The organism is Nostoc sp. XA010 (genome assembly GCF_020829625.1).
GTDB lineage: Bacteria > Cyanobacteriota > Cyanobacteriia > Cyanobacteriales > Nostocaceae > Nostoc.
In genome coordinates this window covers 167,224-189,605 of record NZ_JAIVFX010000006.1, presented here as the reverse complement: position 1 = coordinate 189,605, position 22,382 = coordinate 167,224, and the positions used below count along the sequence as shown (strand labels likewise).

22 protein-coding genes and 1 CRISPR repeat array are annotated in these 22,382 nt (G+C 41.5%); of the genes, 8 read left to right on the top strand and 14 right to left on the bottom strand.

Going from position 1 to position 22,382, the window contains the following annotated elements:
- The first annotated feature begins 25 nt into the window (after nucleotides 1–25).
- Nucleotides 26–799 carry an ATP-binding cassette domain-containing protein gene (locus tag LC608_RS11810; RefSeq protein WP_229553723.1) on the top strand — a complete coding sequence of 258 codons (774 nt, stop codon included), beginning with the start codon at nucleotides 26–28 and terminating at the stop codon, nucleotides 797–799.
- 125 nt (nucleotides 800–924) lie between these two features.
- Here the strand turns inward: LC608_RS11810 and LC608_RS11805 are convergent, their stop codons facing one another.
- On the bottom strand, nucleotides 925–1,692 hold the full coding sequence (locus tag LC608_RS11805) for a response regulator transcription factor (RefSeq protein WP_229553722.1): 768 nt from the start codon (nucleotides 1,690–1,692) through the stop codon (nucleotides 925–927).
- Nucleotides 1,693–2,279: 587 nt separating this feature from the next.
- Between LC608_RS11805 and LC608_RS11800 the strand changes: the two genes are divergently transcribed.
- Entirely contained in the window at nucleotides 2,280–2,528 is a 249-nt protein-coding gene (locus LC608_RS11800; protein WP_118168945.1) for a DUF6761 family protein, read from the top strand.
- Nucleotides 2,529–2,881: 353 nt separating this feature from the next.
- Here the strand turns inward: LC608_RS11800 and grxD are convergent, their stop codons facing one another.
- The 7 genes from grxD to LC608_RS11765 form a co-directional block, all read right to left on the bottom strand.
- Nucleotides 2,882–3,205, bottom strand: a complete 324-nt coding sequence (grxD, locus tag LC608_RS11795) for a Grx4 family monothiol glutaredoxin (protein ID WP_229553721.1) — start codon at nucleotides 3,203–3,205, stop codon at nucleotides 2,882–2,884.
- Between the two features lie 89 nt (nucleotides 3,206–3,294).
- On the bottom strand, nucleotides 3,295–3,552 hold the full coding sequence (locus LC608_RS11790; protein WP_100899811.1) for a BolA family protein: 258 nt from the start codon (nucleotides 3,550–3,552) through the stop codon (nucleotides 3,295–3,297).
- 236 nt (nucleotides 3,553–3,788) lie between these two features.
- On the bottom strand, nucleotides 3,789–4,394 hold the full coding sequence (locus tag LC608_RS11785; protein ID WP_229553720.1) for a hypothetical protein: 606 nt from the start codon (nucleotides 4,392–4,394) through the stop codon (nucleotides 3,789–3,791).
- Nucleotides 4,395–5,306: 912 nt separating this feature from the next.
- Nucleotides 5,307–6,065 (bottom strand): 1-acyl-sn-glycerol-3-phosphate acyltransferase, encoded by a 759-nt coding sequence (locus LC608_RS11780; protein WP_229553718.1) that lies wholly within the window; start codon nucleotides 6,063–6,065, stop codon nucleotides 5,307–5,309.
- A gap of 112 nt (nucleotides 6,066–6,177) precedes the next feature.
- Nucleotides 6,178–6,663, bottom strand: a complete 486-nt coding sequence (tadA, locus tag LC608_RS11775) for a tRNA adenosine(34) deaminase TadA (protein WP_229553716.1) — start codon at nucleotides 6,661–6,663, stop codon at nucleotides 6,178–6,180.
- Between the two features lie 216 nt (nucleotides 6,664–6,879).
- A complete protein-coding gene (grxC, locus tag LC608_RS11770) occupies nucleotides 6,880–7,194 on the bottom strand; it encodes a glutaredoxin 3 (protein WP_099102680.1) in 315 nt (104 codons plus the stop codon).
- Between the two features lie 56 nt (nucleotides 7,195–7,250).
- Nucleotides 7,251–7,823 (bottom strand): DUF981 family protein, encoded by a 573-nt coding sequence (locus LC608_RS11765; protein ID WP_229553715.1) that lies wholly within the window; start codon nucleotides 7,821–7,823, stop codon nucleotides 7,251–7,253.
- 356 nt (nucleotides 7,824–8,179) lie between these two features.
- On the opposite strand from LC608_RS11765, the gene glpX reads away from it, so the two are divergent.
- Both glpX and LC608_RS11755 read left to right on the top strand, forming a co-directional pair.
- On the top strand, nucleotides 8,180–9,217 hold the full coding sequence (gene glpX, locus LC608_RS11760) for a class II fructose-bisphosphatase (RefSeq protein ID WP_229553714.1): 1,038 nt from the start codon (nucleotides 8,180–8,182) through the stop codon (nucleotides 9,215–9,217).
- 241 nt (nucleotides 9,218–9,458) lie between these two features.
- The gene (locus LC608_RS11755; RefSeq protein WP_229553713.1) at nucleotides 9,459–10,745 is read left to right on the top strand and encodes a glutamyl-tRNA reductase; all 1,287 of its coding nucleotides are present in this window, start codon (nucleotides 9,459–9,461) and stop codon (nucleotides 10,743–10,745) included.
- Nucleotides 10,746–10,922: 177 nt separating this feature from the next.
- On the opposite strand, the gene LC608_RS11750 is transcribed toward LC608_RS11755, so the two are convergent.
- From LC608_RS11750 to LC608_RS11740, 3 genes are all read right to left on the bottom strand, one after another.
- The gene (locus LC608_RS11750; protein ID WP_229553843.1) at nucleotides 10,923–11,948 is read right to left on the bottom strand and encodes a WD40 repeat domain-containing protein; all 1,026 of its coding nucleotides are present in this window, start codon (nucleotides 11,946–11,948) and stop codon (nucleotides 10,923–10,925) included.
- A 136-nt stretch (nucleotides 11,949–12,084) separates the two neighbouring features.
- Nucleotides 12,085–12,378 carry a hypothetical protein gene (locus tag LC608_RS11745; protein ID WP_100899725.1) on the bottom strand — a complete coding sequence of 98 codons (294 nt, stop codon included), beginning with the start codon at nucleotides 12,376–12,378 and terminating at the stop codon, nucleotides 12,085–12,087.
- Between the two features lie 465 nt (nucleotides 12,379–12,843).
- A complete protein-coding gene (locus LC608_RS11740; protein ID WP_094331136.1) occupies nucleotides 12,844–13,014 on the bottom strand; it encodes a chlorophyll a/b-binding protein in 171 nt (56 codons plus the stop codon).
- 584 nt (nucleotides 13,015–13,598) lie between these two features.
- Here LC608_RS11740 and ald point away from each other — a divergent pair.
- Nucleotides 13,599–14,690, top strand: coding sequence for an alanine dehydrogenase (ald, locus tag LC608_RS11735; protein ID WP_229553712.1), 1,092 nt, complete (start codon nucleotides 13,599–13,601; stop codon nucleotides 14,688–14,690).
- A gap of 301 nt (nucleotides 14,691–14,991) precedes the next feature.
- Nucleotides 14,992–16,450: a CRISPR direct-repeat array (repeat unit 37 nt; unit sequence ATTGCAATTCAATAAAATCCCTATTAGGGATTGAAAC).
- Between the two features lie 71 nt (nucleotides 16,451–16,521).
- Here ald and dusB read toward each other — a convergent pair.
- The 3 genes from dusB to LC608_RS11720 all read right to left on the bottom strand — a co-directional run bounded on the left by dusB (nucleotide 16,522) and on the right by LC608_RS11720 (nucleotide 20,000).
- Entirely contained in the window at nucleotides 16,522–17,577 is a 1,056-nt protein-coding gene (gene dusB / locus LC608_RS11730) for a tRNA dihydrouridine synthase DusB (protein ID WP_229553711.1), read from the bottom strand.
- A 77-nt stretch (nucleotides 17,578–17,654) separates the two neighbouring features.
- The gene (locus LC608_RS11725; RefSeq protein ID WP_229553710.1) at nucleotides 17,655–18,488 is read right to left on the bottom strand and encodes an Rpn family recombination-promoting nuclease/putative transposase; all 834 of its coding nucleotides are present in this window, start codon (nucleotides 18,486–18,488) and stop codon (nucleotides 17,655–17,657) included.
- Nucleotides 18,489–19,118: 630 nt separating this feature from the next.
- Nucleotides 19,119–20,000 carry an acyl-CoA desaturase gene (locus tag LC608_RS11720; protein WP_229553709.1) on the bottom strand — a complete coding sequence of 294 codons (882 nt, stop codon included), beginning with the start codon at nucleotides 19,998–20,000 and terminating at the stop codon, nucleotides 19,119–19,121.
- A 173-nt stretch (nucleotides 20,001–20,173) separates the two neighbouring features.
- Between LC608_RS11720 and LC608_RS11715 the strand changes: the two genes are divergently transcribed.
- From LC608_RS11715 to LC608_RS11705, 3 genes are all read left to right on the top strand, one after another.
- A complete protein-coding gene (locus LC608_RS11715; RefSeq protein WP_229553708.1) occupies nucleotides 20,174–21,403 on the top strand; it encodes a TetR family transcriptional regulator in 1,230 nt (409 codons plus the stop codon).
- Between the two features lie 223 nt (nucleotides 21,404–21,626).
- Nucleotides 21,627–21,917, top strand: coding sequence for a hypothetical protein (locus LC608_RS11710; protein WP_229454068.1), 291 nt, complete (start codon nucleotides 21,627–21,629; stop codon nucleotides 21,915–21,917).
- Nucleotides 21,892–22,155, top strand: coding sequence for a Txe/YoeB family addiction module toxin (locus LC608_RS11705; protein WP_229553707.1), 264 nt, complete (start codon nucleotides 21,892–21,894; stop codon nucleotides 22,153–22,155). Before LC608_RS11710 ends, LC608_RS11705 begins: the two co-directional genes overlap by 26 nt.
- The last annotated feature ends 227 nt before the right edge of the window (nucleotides 22,156–22,382 follow it).

Here is a 22,382-nt window from a genome sequence, read left to right as displayed (position 1 = left end):
TCTCCACTCCCTACTCCCCACTCCTTTGAATACAGCAAAAGCCACATTCAGGCTAGAGCAAATTAACCTGTTTACGAAGCTGAAAACCCAACTTCCAGGCAATCAGCAAGGATACCCCATATTGCAAGATATTTCCTTAGAGGTATTCCAGGGCGAACGCATTGCCATTGTAGGGCCAGTAGGTGCTGGAAAAACTTCGTTATTACGACTCCTCAACCGCCTCATTGAACCCACTACTGGCAAAATGTATCTAGAAAACCAAGAATATCGCCAAATTCCCGTCATCCAGCTACGCCAGATGCTTGTACTTGTATTGCAAGAATCAAAACTGTTGGGGATGACAGTTGGGCAAGCCTTGGCTTATCCTTTAGTTTTGCGTGGTTTGTCCAAACAGACAATTGAGCAACGAGTCAGTCACTGGATAGAACAACTGCATATTCCCAGTGAATGGTTGGGGCGAACAGAGGTGCAACTTTCTGCGGGACAACGACAACTAGTAGCGATCGCTCGTGCCTTAGTCATCCAGCCTAAAATATTATTATTAGACGAGCCAACCTCTGCCCTTGATGCTGGTACAGCTTCTCATCTAATGCAAGTCTTAACCCAGTTAAGTCAAACTCATCAAACCACAATTTTGATGGTAAACCACCAACTGGAACTAGCTCAGATGTTTTGTACTCAGTTATTACATCTACACCAAGGTCATTTATTGGCAAATCAAAAAGTCTCTGAAATAAACTGGGTTGAATTACGAGAAAGCTTAATTCAAGCAGAAGCTCAAGACGATTTTGGATTTTAAATTTCCATTAGTCAATCGTCATTGGGCATTAAGAGTGCTGAGTGCTGAGTTAGGAGTTAAGTAGTTAATAATTATCCCCTCATCTCCCTCATCCCCCACTCTTTATTCCCCACTCCCCATTCCCATCACACACTACTAAGCGTTGAACGTTGATTATTAAATCTCTCTCTAGCTAACTTTGTTGTTTGTGATTGTGAAATATTGGTATTCAAAATTTCCATGTTAAAACGGTATCCTACATTGCGGATAGTTTGAATCAAATTGGGTTGGCGAGGATCAAGTTCAACCTTTTTCCGCAGCGATAAAACATGAGTATCAATGGTACGAGGGTTATCGATAGCATCAGGCCAAGCACGACGCAGTAATTCTGACCTACTCAGAGGCACTCCCCCAGCTTGGGCCAAAACGTACAGCAAACTGAATTCTTGAGGCGTTAAGTCAATGAACTCCCCCTGGAAGCGGACACGGCGCTGAACTAAATCGATTTGCAAAGTGCCATAATCCAAATAAGCTGGTGCAGTAGGTGTGCGCTTCCGGCGAATCAGTGCCTCTACTCGTGCCAAAAACTCTTGCATGCCAAAAGGTTTGCTCAGATAATCATCTGCACCCGCCTTTAAACCTGCGACAATATCACCTTCAGTATTACGGGCAGATAGCATTAAGATTAGAGGCTGCTGCTGACGATGCAACCAACGGCAAAACTCAATGCCATCACCATCAGGCAGGTCTGCATCCAAAACTACCAGTGTTGGTTGATGGCTTAAAAATACTTCCCTTGCTTGATAAATGCTGGCAGCTTGATGGACACGGTATTCCAGTTGTTGCAAGTGCCAACCCAGCAACGACCTCAGATGGGGATTCCCCTCAATGATTTCTATACAAACCGAACCCACAGTGGCAAGACCCCTTAGCGTCGATGACTTTCAAAGTAACAAGCTCATCTCTAAGGTTTTGTAGCCTTTGTTACTTCAATAGCTATTAGCTTTACATTTCCTCATAAAAATAGTGGCAATATCTTTGAATTTATGCCTTGCCGAAGGCGATTAGAAATATTCTTAAATTTTTATTAAATTAATCGAAATATTTGTTAAACTTATTGAAAGTTGTTCTAGCTTAACATTCTGCTTTTAGATGGATATCATCTTGCCAAAAACTATAGCCTAAGCAGCTAGCTTTTACCACAACGGTTTTTTACCATGATGATAAAAGTGGATTCGGATCTTGCAGAAATTATTTCCTACACCCACGAATATATCACCAATACAATTGGGCTGAAGAGTTATGAAAATTATAAAAATAACTTAGCAGATAACTAGAATCGATGTTTTCTGGAATAGGATTAGAGTAGCTTGTAGCTGCTAGGGGGGTACTGTCCAAAGTACATGTGTTGACTTTGAGTTAATGCCAAAGTGAAATTACAGTTCACTTTTGAGCGTAAATCATTTACAATTCTCATTCCAAAGAGTTTAATACAGCAGTTATGCTCCAAGACACACAAACCATCCGCTATTACCAAAGACTCACCGACGCCTTCGTCGAGTTATGGAATCGCGGTTATCGCACGGATGACATGCGGATGTATTTGGATGGATATCTAGCCGCACTACGACATGGCAACATTCTTGAACCTATCCTGATTCATCGCTTAGAAGAGGAAGCCAGCCGCTACTTGTACGATGGATCAAATTTTGCAGTGCCGCAACCACAGCCACAACACGATTACTACTAAGTAGTATTTACCTAGTCGTTGATAGTAACCGTTAATTCCCGCAGATGATTATAGCATATTATCTGTATTGGTCAACTGGTGCCGTGGTGTGAGATTTTGGAAATATTGTATTGTATTGATAAAACCCATCCCCTCAGCCTTATATTGGTCTTGCCAATGCGACTGAGGGGATTGTTGAATACCCTTGCAATCAATTCCAACACAGATCAAGTATTTTTTTTATAAACCCATAAAAAACCCTTGAAAGGGGAGATACAAGTTCTCTGACCTTTCAAGGATATTAAAAATGGCAAATTGCCTTGATTGCAAAGCGCAAATTTAGCAGCATACCCTCTGATTTGCGTAAAGAAATATTACGAGGCTAAAGCTACTTCTACCTTTTGCTGCAATTCACCTTTTTGGTACATTTCAATCAAAATGTCAGAACCGCCAACGAATTCACCATTGATATACACTTGGGGAATTGTCGGCCAGTTAGAGTATTCTTTAATTCCTTGACGGATTTCAGAGTCTGATAGAACATCAACTGTCTCGAAGGGAACTCCCAAAGTATTGAGAATCTGCACAACGTTGTTGGAGAAACCACATTGGGGCATTAACTTGTTTCCCTTCATGAAAACCATAATCTTGTTCTGTTGTAGCAAGTTATCAATTTTCTCTTTGAGTTCTGGCGTCATGGTATTTCTGTTTCCTATGTTACATTCGACGATGACGAGTAAGAAGTTAAAAATTCATAACTCCTAACTCCTAATTCCTAACTCTATGTTTAGGAAGCTGGTGTTGCTTGCCAAGATTCAGGAGTATATGTTTTTACTGCCAAGGCATGAATTGCTTCAGTTGACATAGCTTGCCCCAAAGCACCATAAACTAACTGGTGTTGTTGCACTAGTCCCTTACCTGCAAAGTGCGATGAAACTACTGTTACCTGATAGTGGTCACCGCCACCAGTCAAGTCTTGCACCTGAACCTGAGCGTCTGGCAGTTCCGCCTTGATCATTGCCTCAACCTGCTGCGGACTAATCATCGCTATTCCTGAAAAAACTTACTTTTCTATTATTAACAGATATAGAGCAATGACTGTACCAAGTTCAGGTTTTGGCAAGGCTAGAGATAAACGCAGCTCTGAGGTGGATTTTTGAGGACGCTGCCTCAAAGCTACGGTAGATAATCCTATCCTAGCACTGGGAAGTTCTCAAGCTGCTGCTTAGGGAGATGGGGAAGCAGGGAGAGTAGGGGAAAAACAGACAAGAAAAATTTAATTTATTTTTTTGGCGGTGAGGAAGATGAAGCACCACCTTCTTTAGGATAGGGAGAATCAACAAAACCCAATTCAAACAACTGTTTATAGGCTTTCTTACCTAAATCGCGCGTCGGGTTTTGACTCTTAATTATTTGAATCAACAACGGTACAGCTAATTCTGGCTGATTTTGTGCGCGATGTACCAATGCTAGCTGAAAGGTGGCTTCATCTCGCTTTTGCGCTGTTACTAGAGCTTTCTGACGCTGAGAATCAGAAACTCTATTGTCAATTCCCGAAAAGCTAGAGTTTAATTCTTGATAAAAATTAGATAGCTGATTATAAACCTGACGCGCTTCTTGCAGTTTCTTGGCAGCTAAGGGGTAATTTTGAGCAGAAACAGCTTGGTCTGCCTCTTTTAGTAAGCGATCGCCACCTTCAATGCTCAAAAGGCTGTTACTTTGGGTTATGGGGCGCAGGTTATTGGGATCGTTGGGGTCAATGGGTTGTGGGCTAGTAGTGCCTGGTAACTGTGATACCTGAGCATTCACAGGTGATAGCAGGCTGAGGACTGCTATGACTGATAAAAGAGTACGGTGCATCAAGGTAACAGCGACAGCAGTGTTCATGGGGTCAAGTAGTGCAACGACTATACAGAAAATTTATGGAAACTTCGGGTATCTTAACTCTGTTTTGGTCTTGGACAAAGCAATGCCACATCCTAAGTTTCTCTGATTTAGACTGAAAATCGGTTTAATAGAGTTCCCATTGCCCCTGTATACTAATTAACTAAAATCGTCATTATGAGCGATCGCGTTAATTCCTCTGATTTTTTAATCATCGGTTTACCAGCAAGCAGCTTGGGAGTAGTTTGACAACGCCGTGATGAAGAGTTTTTTTGAGAAAAAATTTAGACTGCTTCACCATCCGTCCCGCTACCGACTTTCCTGTGCAATAATTATCTCAGGTTAAGTGGGATATTTGGCACGAGAATCTTTTCACGCTGCAAGAAGTATTTGCGATCGCTTCCAGAGGGGATGAAACTCATCGCTCCAAACCATTTAAACATGGCGATGTCCACAGTCGATGCTTCCCAAAATTTTGTTTTTACCAGTTATGGTTACAAAATCATGGAAAATCTCAAGACTTTCATTTAACTATTTGACCAAATAGTAAGAATATCTATCATCAACTAAGCTGACGCGCATCTAAATTTGATAATTTAGCGCCTGAACCCGTTTGCTGCCTTAGATTGCCCTGTCAAACTAGATGACGAACAGCTTAATTCAGTTGTTTCAAGACAATTATTAGCTATAGGCTCAAAAAAATGCCAATTTGGCTAAATACTTCATTAAAAGCGGGTACTCTATTATGTATACATCCTCAAAGGTTGCAAACAAGCCCTAATGTTTTGTGACGTACTCAGGATGAACATAGCCAGCAATCAATGTCAAACCTTGAAAACGTCCAGTTTCTTAATCATGCACGGTTAATACTCAATGGGTAAGAGCTAGTTTTGGGACATTTGACGTTTGACAATATCAAGAATTAGTAATTTCTGCAAATGCACGATTAGTAATTTTTGTTTCTTGATGGCTTAACTGTTGCAGTGCCTTTGCTAAATCAACTGTGATGCTTTTGGCATCTTGTTTTATACAGCCACTCATATAATCCTTGACTCTGATTGGGGAGCCAATGTTAATACTCACATCTGTACCCCAATTTGGATAAGGTTGGCTGTAATTGATGCCTATGGGTATAATTTTCACTCCCAGCCCCGAATGACTAGATTCCGCGCTCAAAGCAAGACGAGCAATTCCCGGCTTCAACTGGTGAACTTGACCATCACGAAAAATATTACCTTCTGGAAAGATAACCAGGGTTTTTTGTTGCTGAAGTAGCTCAACTCCATGTCGCAGCGTGCGGATTGACGGATGCTTAGAATTTACAGGGAACCCTCCCAAACGTCGGACAAACCAGCCTTGCAAACCTTGGCATTCGTCGATAGTCACCATAAACCGCAGATCTTGTTCTCTCCGACAATCAACGGTAGCGTAGGGTACGAGCAATGCATCCCAACGCGCCCGATGAGTAGGCGCGAAGATCACAGGCCCAGTTGTAGGGATGTTTTTTTGTCCGGTTATGCTAATTTGCCCAAAGAATAATGGTAATAGGCAGTGACGCCCTAATAAATATGCCAGAGGACTTAACCAAGGAGAAACCCTTGAGGTAGTACCAGTCACCTGATGATTTGCTGGTGTCTGCTGGCAGGTATCGGATGAAGAGTAAAATTCCATCATGACGAATGCAGCTGATTGACGGGTAAAATTTAACGAAAAGTCTGATTAGTTACACCGTAGATTCTCTTGCGTGACTTGTCTGGTACTAGATGGACAGTTTTACCTCTGTCCGTTAGTTTACACTACGCCGCCTAGTAGCAAACCAAGCCTGTAATTGTTGACGACAAGCTGACTCTAGAACGCCTCCGATTACCTGTAAGCGGTGATTAGAAGCAGCACTATCGGGTATGTTAATAACTGTACGAATTGCGCCAGTTTTGGTATCGTCTACTCCATATACAAGTAGTCCTAGACGCGCTTGGACGATCGCACCTGCACACATCGGGCAAGGTTCAAGAGTTACGTAGAGGGTGCATTCATTAAGATGCCAATTTTGTAAAGTTGTTGCAGCTCTTTTGAGAGCGAGAATTTCCGCATGAGCGCTAGGATCTTTGTCACGCTCTTTTCTATTTTCTCCTTGTGCTAGAAATTGGCCTGTTGAATCAATGATAACAGCACCTACAGGGACTTCACCTGCATCACCTGCTACTTTTGCTAATTCTAAGGCAGAACTCATCCATTGTTGATGTATAAGATATTCTGTGTATTTAGTTAGCATATACTTATCAATATAAAAATTTTAAAATTATGCTCGCCTTTGGACGGGCGAGACACTGATGCTACGAGAAAGAAAAAGTATATAGCGGTTCTCGGTTGAGCTTGAGTGGACTTTAGAGCTATTAGCCTAGAACTTAAGTTCTAGGCGGGATGTGCGTCACTGCAATACCTTAACTTTTACAAAAATGGGGTAATGACAAGGATTAGAAATCTGAAGCTAAATAGCGGCTTGGGCTAAAAGAGGATCGAGTTGACTTTGTGTGTCTAGTTGATAAAGATCATCGCAACCGCCAATGTGCTGATTATTGATAAAAATCTGCGGTACAGTACGACGTCCGTTAGCGCGTTCTGCCATTTTAGCTCTGGCTGCTTCGTCGCCGTCGATTTTATATTCGGTAAAATTTACACCTTTCCACCACAGCAGTATTTTGGCACGAATGCAGTAAGGGCAAGTTTGCCATGTGTAAAGTTCGACGTTGGCTTTGACTCGCTCTGGATGGCGATTTAAAAGGGGATTAAGAAAGTCCAGCATATTTTCTTAAGCAAGGTTTTAACTATTTCTCTAGCCTAGATCATTGCTGGCATTGATTACCGCATTGGGGCTGGAACCCATTTTTGAAAACCCTCTAAATGATTCCAGTAAGACAAATATCCAGTCAATGCCCAAATTAGAGCCGCTACTATCAGCACTGCTACGCCAATTAGCCGCCAAGTTCGGTTGGTTTTCCAATAGAGAGTTGGCGCTGCAAAAATACCACCTAATCCAGTTAAAATAAAGCCGATTCCCGATAAAAGCGGTTGCTTTGTCATATTCAAGTTGATGATGCGGATACCCACTATGATCGCAACTGCACCAGCAAAGAAGCCGTAAATTGCTATTGTCAATAAATCCCAACCTTGAGCAAGAGAAACCGCAGCCGCAACAAATAAGATTCCAAATAAGACACTTGTCTCACCAAAGGCAATATTGAAGCTACCCATTACTGGCCAGGTGAAGCTCATGTGTAAACCAGTTGTAAGTGCGATCGCACCTGTAATTCCGAATCCTGGAATCCACTGTTTTTGATTAGAACTATCTATACCACGATACACATAGTCAGCCAGTAGAAATAAACCAGCTACCATATTGATCAACATTAGTGTGATGTAGTCGATAAACACGATTAACCTCTGAATTTGACTAGCTTTTTACTCTACGCCTCGTTTTTCAGTTTTTAGTGAATCTACCAGCTTTTTTTCTTTATTATTTTATACCTAAAGATAAACACTGAATAAAAGCAATGTTCTAGATATACACTGCTACCTATTTGTGCTAGTCCTTAACTAGTTGCTTCTGAACAGGCTTTATACTGGAGTAGTTAGGAGTAAAAAATGAGGAATGTATTAACTGGCACTTTTCTAACGAGTTAGCAGTAAAACTTAACTTTCTTCCACGTGTATCCGCCCTTTGGTAGACTTGAAGACTGAAATAGCCAGATAAAGCGGCAGAAATTCAAGCAGTTGAGAGGGCAGACTCTGTGGAAAATACACTTGGGTTAGAGATTATTGAAGTAGTAGAGCAAGCCGCGATCGCTTCCTCGAAGTGGATGGGTAAAGGCGAAAAAAACATCGCTGACCAAGTAGCTGTGGAAGCTATGCGGGAGCGGATGAATAAAATCCACATGCGCGGTCGCATCGTTATCGGGGAAGGCGAACGCGATGACGCGCCCATGTTATACATCGGGGAAGAAGTTGGTATCTGTACCCAACCAGATGCCGCAAATTTCTGTAACCCTGATGAACTAATTGAAATTGATATCGCTGTTGACCCTTGTGAAGGTACGAACTTGGTAGCTTATGGACAACCTGGTTCGATGGCTGTCTTAGCAATTTCAGAAAAGGGTGGATTATTTGCTGCTCCTGACTTTTACATGAAGAAGTTAGCAGCACCTCCCGCAGCTAAGGGCAAGGTAGACATTAACAAGTCAGCAACAGAAAACCTGAAGATTCTCGCTGAGTGTCTAGAGCGCTCTATTGAAGAACTCGTGATCGTGGTCATGAAGCGCGAACGCCACAACGATTTAATTAAAGAAATCCGTGAGGCTGGAGCGAGAGTCGCCCTAATTTCAGACGGTGATGTGGGTGCGGCTATAAGCTGCGGTTTTGCTGGAACTAATATCCACGCGCTGATGGGTATCGGTGCGGCTCCTGAAGGCGTAATCTCGGCAGCAGCAATGCGTGCCTTGGGTGGACACTTCCAAGGTCAACTGATTTACGATCCAGCAGTCGTAAAAACAGGTCTGATTGGAGAAAGCAGAGAAGCCAATATCGATCGCTTAAAGTCTATGAATATCAATGACCCCGATAAGGTCTATGATGCTCATGAACTGGCATCGGGTAAAACTGTTCTGTTCGCTGCTAGCGGCATTACCAGTGGTAATCTCATGCAAGGTGTACGTTTCTTCAACGGCGGAGCCAGAACTCAAAGCTTGGTAATTTCTAACCAGTCGAAAACTGCTCGATTTGTTGATACAATTCACATGTTTGGTGAACCCAAGACTCTCCAACTGAACTAATTTTGAGGGAATGGGGAATGGTAAAAGTAGGGGTAAAGCATTTGGAAATAAATCTTTCTATAAAATGGAAAAATAGTCACCCAAATGCTTCATCGTTACACTAGTTAGTAGTTAGTATTTAGTGATTAGTTATTGTTTATTGGTTAGAAAAAGTATCAACCAATAAACAAAAATTCCCCATTCCCTATTTCTCACTCAATGCCCTATTCTCAACTACCAACTAGTAACTACGATTTAGCAAATGAATATAGCAGTGGTGGGGTTAAGCCATAAAACAGCCCCTGTAGAAGTCCGGGAAAAACTGAGCATTCCAGAACCACAAATTGAAAGTGCGATCGCTCAACTGGCCAGCTATCCCCATATTGATGAAGTTGCAATTCTTAGCACTTGTAACCGCCTGGAAATTTACATTGTTACCAGTGAAGCAGACCAAGGTATCCGGGAAATAACGCAGTTTCTTGCAGAATACAGTAAATTACCCGTGCTTTCTCTGCGACAGCATTTGTTTATGCTGCTACATGATGATGCAGTAATGCACGTTATGCGGGTAGCCGGTGGTTTAGATAGTCTGGTACTCGGAGAAGGTCAAATTCTGGCTCAGGTGAAAACTACTCACAAACTGGGACAGCAATATAACGGTATAAAAACCATTTTAAATCGATTATTTAAACAAGCGCTGACAGCTGGGAAGCGGGTTCGCACTGAAACTAGTATTGGTACTGGTGCTGTCTCTATTAGTTCGGCAGCGGTAGAGTTAGCGCAGATAAAAGTGGCAAATTTAGCAGCTTGCCGAGTGGTAATTTTAGGCGCTGGTAAAATGTCGCGGCTGCTGGTACAACACCTAATTTCTAAAGGTGCTGTGCAAATTACTATTGTAAATCGCTCTCGTGAACGTGCCCTAGAATTAACAAAACAATTCCCTCAACAACCGATCGAAATTCATCCGCTATCGGAAATGATGACTGTAATTGCCGATAGCGATTTAGTGTTTACAAGCACTTCGGCAACAGAGCCAATCCTTGACCGTGCCAAATTGGAAATGGTGTTAGAACTTCAGCGTTCTTTAATGTTATTTGATATTTCTGTGCCGCGTAATGTTCATGCAGATGTAAATGAACTGGAAAATGTGCAGGCGTTTAATGTAGATGATTTGAAGGCAGTAGTAGCGCAAAACTACGAAAGCCGTCGGAAGATTGCACAGGAAGCAGAAAGACTTTTAGAGGAAGAAGTGGAAGCTTTTGATATTTGGTGGCGCTCTCTTGAAACTGTTACCACTATTAGCTGTCTGCGAAACAAAGTCGAAACTATCCGCGAACAAGAGTTAGAAAAAGCTTTGTCGAGATTGGGTTCGGAATTCGCTGAAAAACATCAAGAGGTGATTGAAGCATTAACGCGGGGAATTGTCAATAAAATTTTACATGACCCGATGGTGCAATTGCGATCGCAGCAAGATGTCGAAGCCAGACGGCGCTGCATGCAAACTCTGCAAATGCTGTTCAACCTGGATGCAGAGGAACAATTTAGTTAAATTTAACAACAAAATCCCCGGCTTCTTGAAGGATACAGCTGGCGAATAGGGGGTAAAACCCCTCAAGAGAAAACCAGTTTCAGAATAACAGAGCTATAGGCAAGCTTACTAAAGGTGCTGTGCATTAAAGTACAGCACCTTTTTGAGCATGACAATTGAAGACCAACTAGTTCATGATTATTTTATACGAGCGCTGTTAATTAGGTTTTGTGGAGTTCCCCAAATCTTGATTTGTTTATCAAATCCACCACTGGCAAGAACTTTACCATCAGGACTAAAAGCGATCGAACTCACCCAGTCTGTATGTTCACTCAGTGTATTTATTAACTCACCTGTAGTTAAATTCCACACTTTAATGCCATCTCTACCGGCACTAGCAAGAGTTTGTCCATCGGGATTAATGGCGATCGCATTCACCCAGTTATTATGTCCTGTAAGGGTGCGGACTAATTCTCCAGTATTAATATTCCATAGTTTAATCGTGCGATCGCGGCTAGCAGTAGCTAATGTTTGTCCATCTGGTGTAAACATCACACTACTAACAGCATTATCATGAGCTACAAATTCGCTGATTAATTTACCAGTACTCAAATTCCACAGCTTGATTACACCCTTATTGTCACCACTAGCTAAAGTCTGCCCATCAGGACTAAGGGCTAGGGTATAAATCAAATTGTCAAAACGTACTAGAGTACCAAGCGGGCGCTGCTGTAGCAAATCCCATATCCGAATCCCATCTAAAGCTCCACTGATGAGAACTTTGCTATCAGGAGACACCGCTAAAGATAATACATTACTGGTATGTCCAACAAAAGATCGGGTAAATTTAAAATTTTTCAGGTTCCAGAGGTTAATCGTGTTGTCATCACTACAGCTAGCGAGGGTTTGCCCATCTGGTGAAATCACTAAAGATTCTATGGCTGTTTGGTGTGCTTTGTTAATATTCGCCAACTTTTTGCCGTTTGCTGGGTTCCACAGGCGAATTACACCCTCGTTTTCTGCGCCTCCACTCACCAGAACTTTGTTATCTGGACTGAAAGCGAGGGATTTAACGGTTCCGGTATGTCCTATGAGTGTGTAAAGTAGTTGGGCATTAGCAAAGCTGTTGGTAGTTTGGGAGTTTGGTGTTACCTCAATGGCAGCATGAGCTTCATGAATATAAAACCCTTGCCAGGTAGTCACTGGAAGGGCAACAGTTGCCATAAACGCCAGGATAATATACGGACGTAGAAAATTATTCCCACCTCTTCCCTCACTACTCACTCTTTTTCCTCACTTTTATAGATACGGTTAATCAAATCAATTTTGCAGAGTTATTTCAGTAATAACTCTGCACTTCCTAGAGAGGTGGTTTTTTCTTAGAAACGCTTAACATTGGTAAAGGCGCACTAGAAGAACGAGAGGGCAAATAATGTTGCACTACAGGTTCTTCTGGTAGAGGACGACGCTGCTGGAAACGCCACAACTTAAAAGCTAGCGCTATCCCTGTTGTTCCCAAACCAAAAGCGAACAACGACCAGCTATCATTCAATCCGCCAATCAGGGCATCTATAGCGCCCATCGTTATCAATACACTAATTAGTGGCTCTTTTCGGTAGGTTGACTTCAAAAAACGAGGTAATACAGCATTCATCACAGCTTGGTTGGTTCCAGTTCACCTTTTGTGTATATTTACCAAGAATACCTCACCCGTAATTTGCCTTTCTCATGTAAGGCAGATACAAATTATGATTTTCTTTAGTAGGGGAGGAAGTGGACTCATTAATCGCCTTGTATATATTAGTAGAGTGTGGCGGAACTTTGCTTACCTTTAACTATGGGATTTTACCCTTTGCCAAGTCTTTTTAATTGACATAGTAGCTGGATTTCCACCCTACTGTACTAGTTGCAAGTTTATAATATTTATATCACTGATAAATATTTCGATTCCTCTCTTGCTTACATTCTAGGGCAATAATTTACGAATAAGTTTAATTAAAGTATCTAGGGCGAAGTAATTGGCTATCAACTGCTAAAGTCAAACCAACTGGTTGTTCCAGCTGGTTAAAACTCTTTTAATTACTAGCTTACAACTTCTACCTTGTGCTTGTTAGTGGCACTACTTCAGACCCAGCCATGATAGCACCCCTTGATTGGTGACGTATTCAATCACCAGCAGCAAAGCGAAGCCAATCATTGCTGCTCGACCATTCAAGCGTTCAGCATATTCATTAAAGCCAAACTTAGGCTCCTCTAATTTAGGTGTAATCGTTGGTTGTGTTTGTGTCATTTTTAAATAAACCTTTTTTCGGCAAACGGGACTTGATATTAGACTTCGCAGGAGTTGTTGAAGATAAGCGGCAAAAGTTAAAAGAATAGACTTGTGCTTTTATCCTTAACTTTTACCTTAGACTTGGTAGCTTATCTGACTTTTCAGGGTCGAAAACCTCACTTCTATTTCTCTTTTCGTTTAAGGAGAGAGACTTTGAATTTTCCCCTTCCCCATCGGGAAGGGAGTCAGGAGGTTAGATTTTTCTTGTGCTTTTCCAGATAACGTGAAAAGTTAGGGTAGGTTAAAAGCTGATTGCAGTACTTGAATGTCAAGATAACTTGATAAATTCAGCAAAAACTTCCTAGTAGGGAGCTATACAATCGGTCTTTTAATAAATTGTTACTATTCTTTATATATTGTATAAATACTGGGGCAATAGTCAAGGGTAAGAGTTTGGAGCTACTCAGATTAAATTGAGAAACTTAGGACACAGATTAATTATCTCTAATCCAGCTATCTGTAATAGACCAGTCGTAAGACGAAAGTAGGAAGCTTGAAATTCGCAGGCTACAGTTAAACAAAAAAATTATCAGAGGCGATATATGGAAATTGGCGTTCCCAAGGAAAATAAAGATCAAGAATTTCGGGTAGGTTTAAGTCCTTCTAGTGTGCGGGTACTTCGGGAAAATGGTCATAGTATCTTCGTCGAGACGCAAGCAGGTAATGGTGCTGGATTTTCAGATGACGACTACAGAAGTGCTGGAGGCGAAATTGTCCCTACATCAGAAACGGCTTGGAATCGGGAATTAGTTGTTAAAGTCAAAGAGCCTTTGACATCTGAGTATAAATTTTTGCAGAAAGGGCAGATATTATTTACTTATTTACATTTAGCAGCCGATCGCAAATTGACTGAGCATTTAATTGATTGTGGCACAACTGCGATCGCCTACGAAACTGTAGAACAACCTGGTGCTAACAGACTACCCTTGCTCACCCCTATGAGCGTGATTGCCGGTCGGCTTGCAGTACAATTTGGGGCGAGATTCCTAGAACGTCAGCAAGGTGGTAGAGGAGTTCTTTTAGGTGGTGTCCCTGGAGTCCAACCAGGTAAAGTAGTAATTTTAGGTGGCGGCGTTGTCGGCACAGAAGCAGCTAAAATTGCTGTAGGCATGGGTGCTAGCGTCCAGATTTTAGATGTGAGTGTCGAGCGCTTATCTTACTTAGAAACCTTGTTTGGCTCTAGAGTCGAATTGGTTTACAGCAACTCTGCTCATATTGAAGCCGCAGTCATTGAAGCCGATTTGCTCATCGGTGCAGTTTTAGTACTGGGACGGAGAGCGCCAATATTAGTATCCCGCGAATTGGTCAAACAAATGCGTCCTGGTTCTGTAATAGTTGATGTAGCCGTTGATCAAGGTGGTTGCATAGAAACTTTACACCCTACATCCCACACCAATCCGGTATACGTTGAAGAGGGTGTGGTGCATTATGGCGTTCCCAATATGCCAGGAGCAGTACCTTGGACAGCAACCCAAGCATTGAATAACAGTACTTTACCTTATGTTGTCCAGTTGGCGAATTTAGGAATTAAGGCACTGGAAGTTAACCCAGCATTAGCTAAGGGTGTGAATGTGCAGAACCATCGCTTAGTACATCCTGCTGTGCAAGAGGTATTCCCTGATTTAGTAAATTAAGGTGTGCAAGGATTAGGCGATCGCTTATTTTGATAGAGGTAGCGATCGGTAATTAGACTAATTTTCTTGCTAAATGCGCGGATGGGTAGGTGTACAAAATGAGCAGGAGCAAAAAAAGGCTGTATGCTCCTTCTATACAAGACTTTGAGGGCGATAGTACTTTCAAACCATCCGCGCACCTTATGGGGACTGTTTTTCAGCGATTTACATCTTGTGGTATGACTATTCCCTGTGTTATGATTTCTTCATTCGCGCAATCGTACCTTGAAAACCAAATACAGCAGTGCTTTCAGACGCCAGCATTGCAATTCAATAAAATCCCTATTAGGGATTGAAACATCAAGCAGACACCCTCCTATGTGACAAAAACTGATTGCAATTCAATAAAATCCCTATTAGGGATTGAAACCTTTGGTTTCCTCCCCTGCAAAAAGCTGAGTTTATTGCAATTCAATAAAATCCCTATTAGGGATTGAAACTAGATTTTAAGCGTGAGTTTAAAGGGTGGAAACGAATTGCAATTCAATAAAATCCCTATTAGGGATTGAAACTATTTTGTATTTGGGAAGAGATGGACTTATGGCATTGCAATTCAATAAAATCCCTATTAGGGATTGAAACCGTAACGAGCAGGGTGATAAAGCCTTAATCGGATTGCAATTCAATAAAATCCCTATTAGGGATTGAAACAAAGCATATTTGTATGAACTACAAGAAAGAATTATTGCAATTCAATAAAATCCCTATTAGGGATTGAAACATTGAAAAGTTGCATTAGGGCTAGATATCCACTAGAATTGCAATTCAATAAAATCCCTATTAGGGATTGAAACAATATTTCTAGTTTGGCATCTGTAAATAACTGCAAATTGCAATTCAATAAAATCCCTATTAGGGATTGAAACAGGTAAACTAGCTGTGTGGTTGGTTGCTCACCTCCCATTGCAATTCAATAAAATCCCTATTAGGGATTGAAACAAATAAGGTACTGTAAGCCGATCTCACGATACGAGATTGCAATTCAATAAAATCCCTATTAGGGATTGAAACAGTCTCACAGATTAACTCTAATAAAAATGCACCATTGCAATTCAATAAAATCCCTATTAGGGATTGAAACGAAAAACTAGCGATCGCCACCACCAAAACTCATTGCAATTCAATAAAATCCCTATTAGGGATTGAAACTAAATGTTATTAATTTATTGCATTTCGATGGAATAATTGCAATTCAATAAAATCCCTATTAGGGATTGAAACCTTTGTCCATATTCCAGCTCTATTTTTAGATAAAAATTGCAATTCAATAAAATCCCTATTAGGGATTGAAACTAGAAATCTGGGCTGACGGTAGCGAGTATTGCATTGCAATTCAATAAAATCCCTATTAGGGATTGAAACGGAAAAATGGCAGAGGGAAATCTCAGGAAAACATTGCAATTCAATAAAATCCCTATTAGGGATTGAAACTCTATTTGCGGAAGCGTTGGGATGCTGGGGCGAATATTGCAATTCAATAAAATCCCTATTAGGGATTGAAACAATTTTAAAGCAATAATAGCTGTTAGCAGCACTAGCATTGCAATTCAATAAAATCCCTATTAGGGATTGAAACATATACAGCTTTAAGATAGGAGAACAATACCCGTATATTGCAATTCAATAAAATCCCTATTAGGGATTGAAACGCGACTTGCTAAGAAGGCGATTGGACACGCTAAAAATTGCAATTCAATAAAATCCCTATTAGGGATTGAAATTGACGCGCTCCTCGAAGCATGTTTTTTCTACTAGTTGCTCATCTACCCACTCCATTCCTTAAATCTATTTTTTAAAGCATAACTAAACTACCATCCACTTCTTCTTCAAGTTCACAACCATTAGCTAATTTTTCAATTGCTTGATCAATCATTGCTAAACCTTGATCTACTTTTTCAACCAAACTTAGCTGTCCTCGAAGTTCGGCAGCACCAACGAAACCTTTAGCATACCAAGTCATGTGCTTACGGGCTTGACGTACACCGCGATCGCCTTTATATTCCCACAAGGCTTGTAAATGATCTCTTGCACATTCCAAGCGCTGAATCGGGGTTGGTGATGCTAACATCTCTCCAGTTTTTAAGAAGTGATCAATTTCTCCCACCAAAAACGGATAACCCAAAGTCCCACGGGAACACATCACACCATCAGCGCCAGTTTGCTCTAAACATTTCACCGCCGCTTCAACGGAAAAAATATCTCCATTCCCAATCACTGGGATAGAAAGCACTTCTTTCACACGGGCAATCCATTCCCAACGGGCATTGCCATTGTATCCTTGGGCGCGGGTGCGTCCGTGTACTGTGATCATTTTTGCCCCGGCATCTTCCATCCGCTTGGCAAAATCGAGAATAGTAATTTCGTTATCATTCCAGCCAATACGGGTTTTTACTGTCACAGGTACATCAACAGCTTTTACCACTTCCCGGACAATTGCTTCTGCTACTTCTGGTTGCCGCAACAACGAAGAACCACCACCATTTTTAGTGATTTTATTAACTGGACAACCCATATTAATATCAACAGTATCAGCACCTTCTGCAACTGCTTTTATTGCTGCTTCTGCCAGGAAATCTGGACGACAATCAAATAATTGAACACTAATTGGGCGTTCATTTGGGTCTACCTCCATAATTTTGGGTAGCTGCTTGACATAATGCAACCCTGTAGCATTCACCATTTCGGTATACATCATCGAATCTGGCGCATAGCGACGCACAAGACGGCGAAATACCATATCTGTCACCCCAGAGAGAGGCGACTGGAGAACCCGACTTTTTACCTCAAACGAGCCAATTTTGAGGGGTTGGGAAAGTCTAGCTTGGAGAATGGGAGAGAGCGAAATCATACAAAAAATAAAAAATTAATGGGAATGGAAAAAAGCAGGAATATTTAGAGGTATCTGCGATAAATGCTAATTGTAGGTTACGTATCCTGACTTGGAGGCTGTTTTTGCATTTCTTGTTGAATCTCTTCTAGGCTCAAACCTAACTCTTTCGCTGTTTCTTCAAAACTCAATCCCAATCTCAATAACAAAGGTATCATTCTAAACTTTTCTTCACGCGCTCCTTCTTGCTTGCCTTCCTGCTTACCTTCTTGCTTACCTTCTTGTTTGCCTTCTTGATAAACTCGTGTTTGTTTCAAATCACTTAACCCAAACATACTTTCAATCTCCTCTCGACTCATCGTCGGAAACTTGTAAACTAATATTGTCTCTATTAATTCTAGTAACTGCCGCTGTTGTGGTTCAATGTTGATTTCTTGCTGGGTTCTGCCTATTAACTGCCTAGCAGATGTAATTGCTGTATCCTCTTCATCGACCACTAATTTCATCGTAGCAATTCCAACTGGTAATGATGCAGTTTCACCTAATTCATTAAGATAAATACGACTGATGCGACCGCTAGTGAAAAATTCACTGTAATTCTTGATATCTGCTGTATCTAAACTGCTATTGGGATAGATAACTACTCCTCGCCAAGAATTTTTAGGCTTATTTTGGCGTAAGTATAAAGAAATTTCTGAAAATAAGCGTGAATAAATTTCTGTGTCGGTTTTAAACTGGACTTCAACAAAGTAAATCGGATTTTCTTCGCCTTGGATTGGCAAAAAAACGCCATCTATACGGAATGCAGTTTGCTTGATTTCAATTGAGGAGAATTTATAAGTCTCTGCGGTTTGGGGCGAATTACCAATTAATTCAAAAAAGATGCCAGGAAGTTCTTGAAAAAGGCGATAAAAAATGCTGTCAGTTTTCACGCTTGATGTATTGCGGTGATTTAAACCGTTAGATTTTACCGTGAAATAACTAGTAACAGATTTTGTTTAATTAGATTTAATAAAATGGAGAGCAATTTTAGTTATATATATGTTATATCAATTTGTAGATAGTGTACTACGCCACTCTTTCAATACAAAACTAGACCACAGTAAAAAACTTATCAGTAACAGTCCCATAACTCCATCCAACCAAATTAGGCTATGCATTTTCAAAGACATGGGAGCAACCATTGTAAAGAGATAATGGACTGGACTGGAGATACTAGTGATTGAGTATAAGGCTAATAAAAAATACGCCGACCAAAACCTGCCTTTGGTGTAAAACCAATATCCTAATAATCCGACTGGAGTCATCACAATTACAGTACTAATTACTCCAACAGAAGTGAGCCACGCGGGCCCAGGATATCTACTTAAAAATAATGCATTGTCTATGTAGTGTAGCCAAGTAGAAATGAGGTTGAGTGTGATGACAACTAGCAGAATCGTCTGGCGAAACCTAGATGTATTGATCATCATGTAAATATGCAATTAAAATGCGTAATTAGCTTATTAAGCCGACTGCAAGAAGCAATCGGCTTAACAAATTCATGATAATTTAATTGCAATTTAGCCGTGAGTTGCACCTTGAGGAGGACGTGAGACAACTTTTTTGGCTAAACCCAAAGTCTGCAAAACTAAGATGCTCCACCAAGTAACATCAATCTCCCACCAAGAAAATCCAGATTTTGCCATGTGGGGATAAGTATGATGGTTATTGTGCCATCCTTCTCCATAAGTGACGATGGATACCCACCAAAGATTACGAGCGCCATCATTGGCATCAAAGGTGCGATAACCCCACAGGTGTGATGCTGAGTTCACAAACCAGGTTGAGTGCCAAAGCAATACACATCTGAGAAACACTCCGTAGAATACGAAAGGCCATCCTCCTAAAGCATATAGAAGCAGCCCGAAAGGTATTTGCAATAGCAAGAAGTAGCGATCTAACCAGCAATAATAGGGTTGTCTTGCTAGGTCAGGGGCATATTTTTTATAGGTGTCATAGTCAAAAAATTCTGGACGCGGGTAGATAATCCACAATATATGGCTCCACCAAAATCCTCTTTGGGCAGAGTAGGGGTCTAAGTTGATGTCTTCCGTGTGGGCGTGATGCTGGCGGTGTCCACCTACCCAAAAAATTGGCCCACCTTGCAAAGCCAACGCTCCTATGAGGGCGATCGCATACTCTAACCACTTAGGAACTTGGAAACTCCGATGGCTCAGTAGTCGGTGATATCCCAAGCAAATACCAATGCTCCCGAATAACCAGTGCAGAAACACTAGCAAACCTAATGCTGACCAGGAGAAAAACCAAGGAGACAGAAGTGCTAAGGCATGAAATGTAGAAAAAAATACTACATTCGTCCAACTGAGTTGAGGTGAGTTGCCTCTCTCAGGGGCGATGGCTTCGCCAACGCCTTTGGCGAACGCCCCAAAATTTGCGGTCATAAAAATTCCTGTTGATGGATCATGAAGCGATTTGCTTTTTATTGGGCATAATCCCACAAGGGAACTACCCACCCTGTACACTAGTTCGTTACAGTAGAGTAAAGCAAGTATCACTTACATTTGTTATGCTAGCAGAACTCTGATATCCGTGCAAGTGCCACTTGCATTTTTCTATGTCATCTCAACTCATTTCCACTCGTCAACGCCTGATTCAAGCTGCACTTGAGTTGTTTTCTGCTCAGGGAGTCAGCGCTACCACAACCCGCCAAATTGCTGAAAAAGCCGAAGTCAACGAAGTGACTCTATTTCGGAATTTTGGTAATAAGCATGGACTGCTTTTGGCTGTGCTGGAAGAGTCCGCAGCTTTCAAGGATTTAGGTGAATCGCTGGTGCGGCGGGCAACGCCTCCCGGCAATGTCTACCAAGCTCTTAAAGATTATGCAAGTGACACTTTACATACATTAGAACGAGTGCCAGAGTTCGTCCGGTCTGTGGTAGGTGAAGCCGACCAATTCCCGGCAGAAAATCGCCGCGCACTAGGCAGGGGAGTAACAGAGGCAAACCGCTATGTAGCTCAGTATTTAGCTACTGTAATCCAGCAAGGACACCTAAACACCTACTTACCGGCAGAAAAATTAGCCAGTTTACTAAATGGGATGATCTTGGGATATGCCGTGATTGAGTTCACCAGCGAATTTCACGAACTTTGGGAGGATCGGGATGATTTTCTGGAAAATTTGGTGGAATTGTTTTTACATGGAGCCATGTCATCTTCAGCAGAATCAGCAATAAACTCTTTACAAGGAGGGTTACACACCACAGAAGTAGCTGATTTGCCTGCTACTTTAGTTCACGAAATTCTGCAACAAGCAAGGATTTGGGGAGTACGAGATTATGCCTTGGCTTATCTGTTATTTGGGGCTGGATTATCTGCCACAGAAATAATTAACTTGGAGCGATCGCATCAAATCTACGATACTCAAGGGCACTTCTTACAAATCACAATTCCCGGATTTGTCCGTCAAGTACCTGTGAATCAGTGGATTTTGGGCAAACGTTACGGTTCTTTTACCAATAATCCTTTAATCAAATGGCTGAAAAGTCGTAAAGATGCTCAAACAGCCATGTTTTTGAATGAAACAGGCAAACCGCTTTCAGAATCAGAGCTTCAGACACGTTGGCAAATATGGAGTGATGGGCTGTTAACTCCCCAAGGACAAACGCCAGCCATAGCACAACCACAACAAACCTGGCGTGTAGAAATGTTAATGCGGGGGATCAGCTTGGAAAACCTGAGTATTTTAACAGGTTGCGATCGCACCCAATTGCAACCCTATGTCCGCCGAGCCAAAGAAAAAGCCGCCCTAGAGCAAGCGACTCGTTTGGATCATAAGCCGGGATAGGGGAGTGGGGAGATAAGAGGAATAACGGGACTTAAACAAAACTGAAGAATAAAAGCTAACCCTCGATGGAAGGAATATTGAGATTATGAATCCCTGGCTGTCTTCAGAGTGAGCCAAACCCAACTTACAATATTGGCGATCACCCGTTCACCATTTCAGCCATTGCGATCATACTAAGTTAAGCTAAAACTAATGTGAAACATAGCACCATGAGGGTTTAATCATGTTAAGTGGCATTAAACAGCAAGTGGTCGTTGGCAAGGATGGCAAAATCGAGATTCAAACGTCTGATTTAGCGGAAGGAACTGTTGTTGAAGTGATTGTTTTGGTTGAACAAGATGTTGTTGAGACAAATGCTAACCAATCTATTCAACAAGATGTGACAGAGTATTTGCTGTCTACTGAAGCCAATCGTTACCACTTGATGACCGCTATTCAAAACATTGAAACAAAGACCAACTTGGTCAGTTTTACGCCTGAGGAATGGAATGAAGAATATAACATTCGCTCTTGAGGCATTTGAACAATTCAACGACTGGGCAGCACAAGATAAGAAAATTCATCGCAAGATCATCACCCTGATTAACGATATTGTTCGTCAACCATTTATTGGACTTGGCAAACCTGAACCTCTAAAGCATGAACTGAGCGGATATTGGTCACGACGAATTACGGATGAGCATCGTTTAGTGTATGAAGTGACTGAAACTGAAATCATCATTTTGAGTTGTCGATTTCACTATGATGACTGAAGCAGTTAACGATCGCTCTTTAATTCATATCCAAACTGCGATCGCCAATCACCCAAAGTTGGTGAAGTCCAGAAATTAGATAATTTATTTTTTGGAGTTCCCTTACATCAAAATTCCAAATTGAGGAAAAAGACTGGAGGGGATGTAAGTCTTTCCCCTCCACCCCTTTTGCCCTATGCCCACTTGCCCTGAGCGTTCGCGTAGCGTCTCGTAGAGAAGCCGAAGGG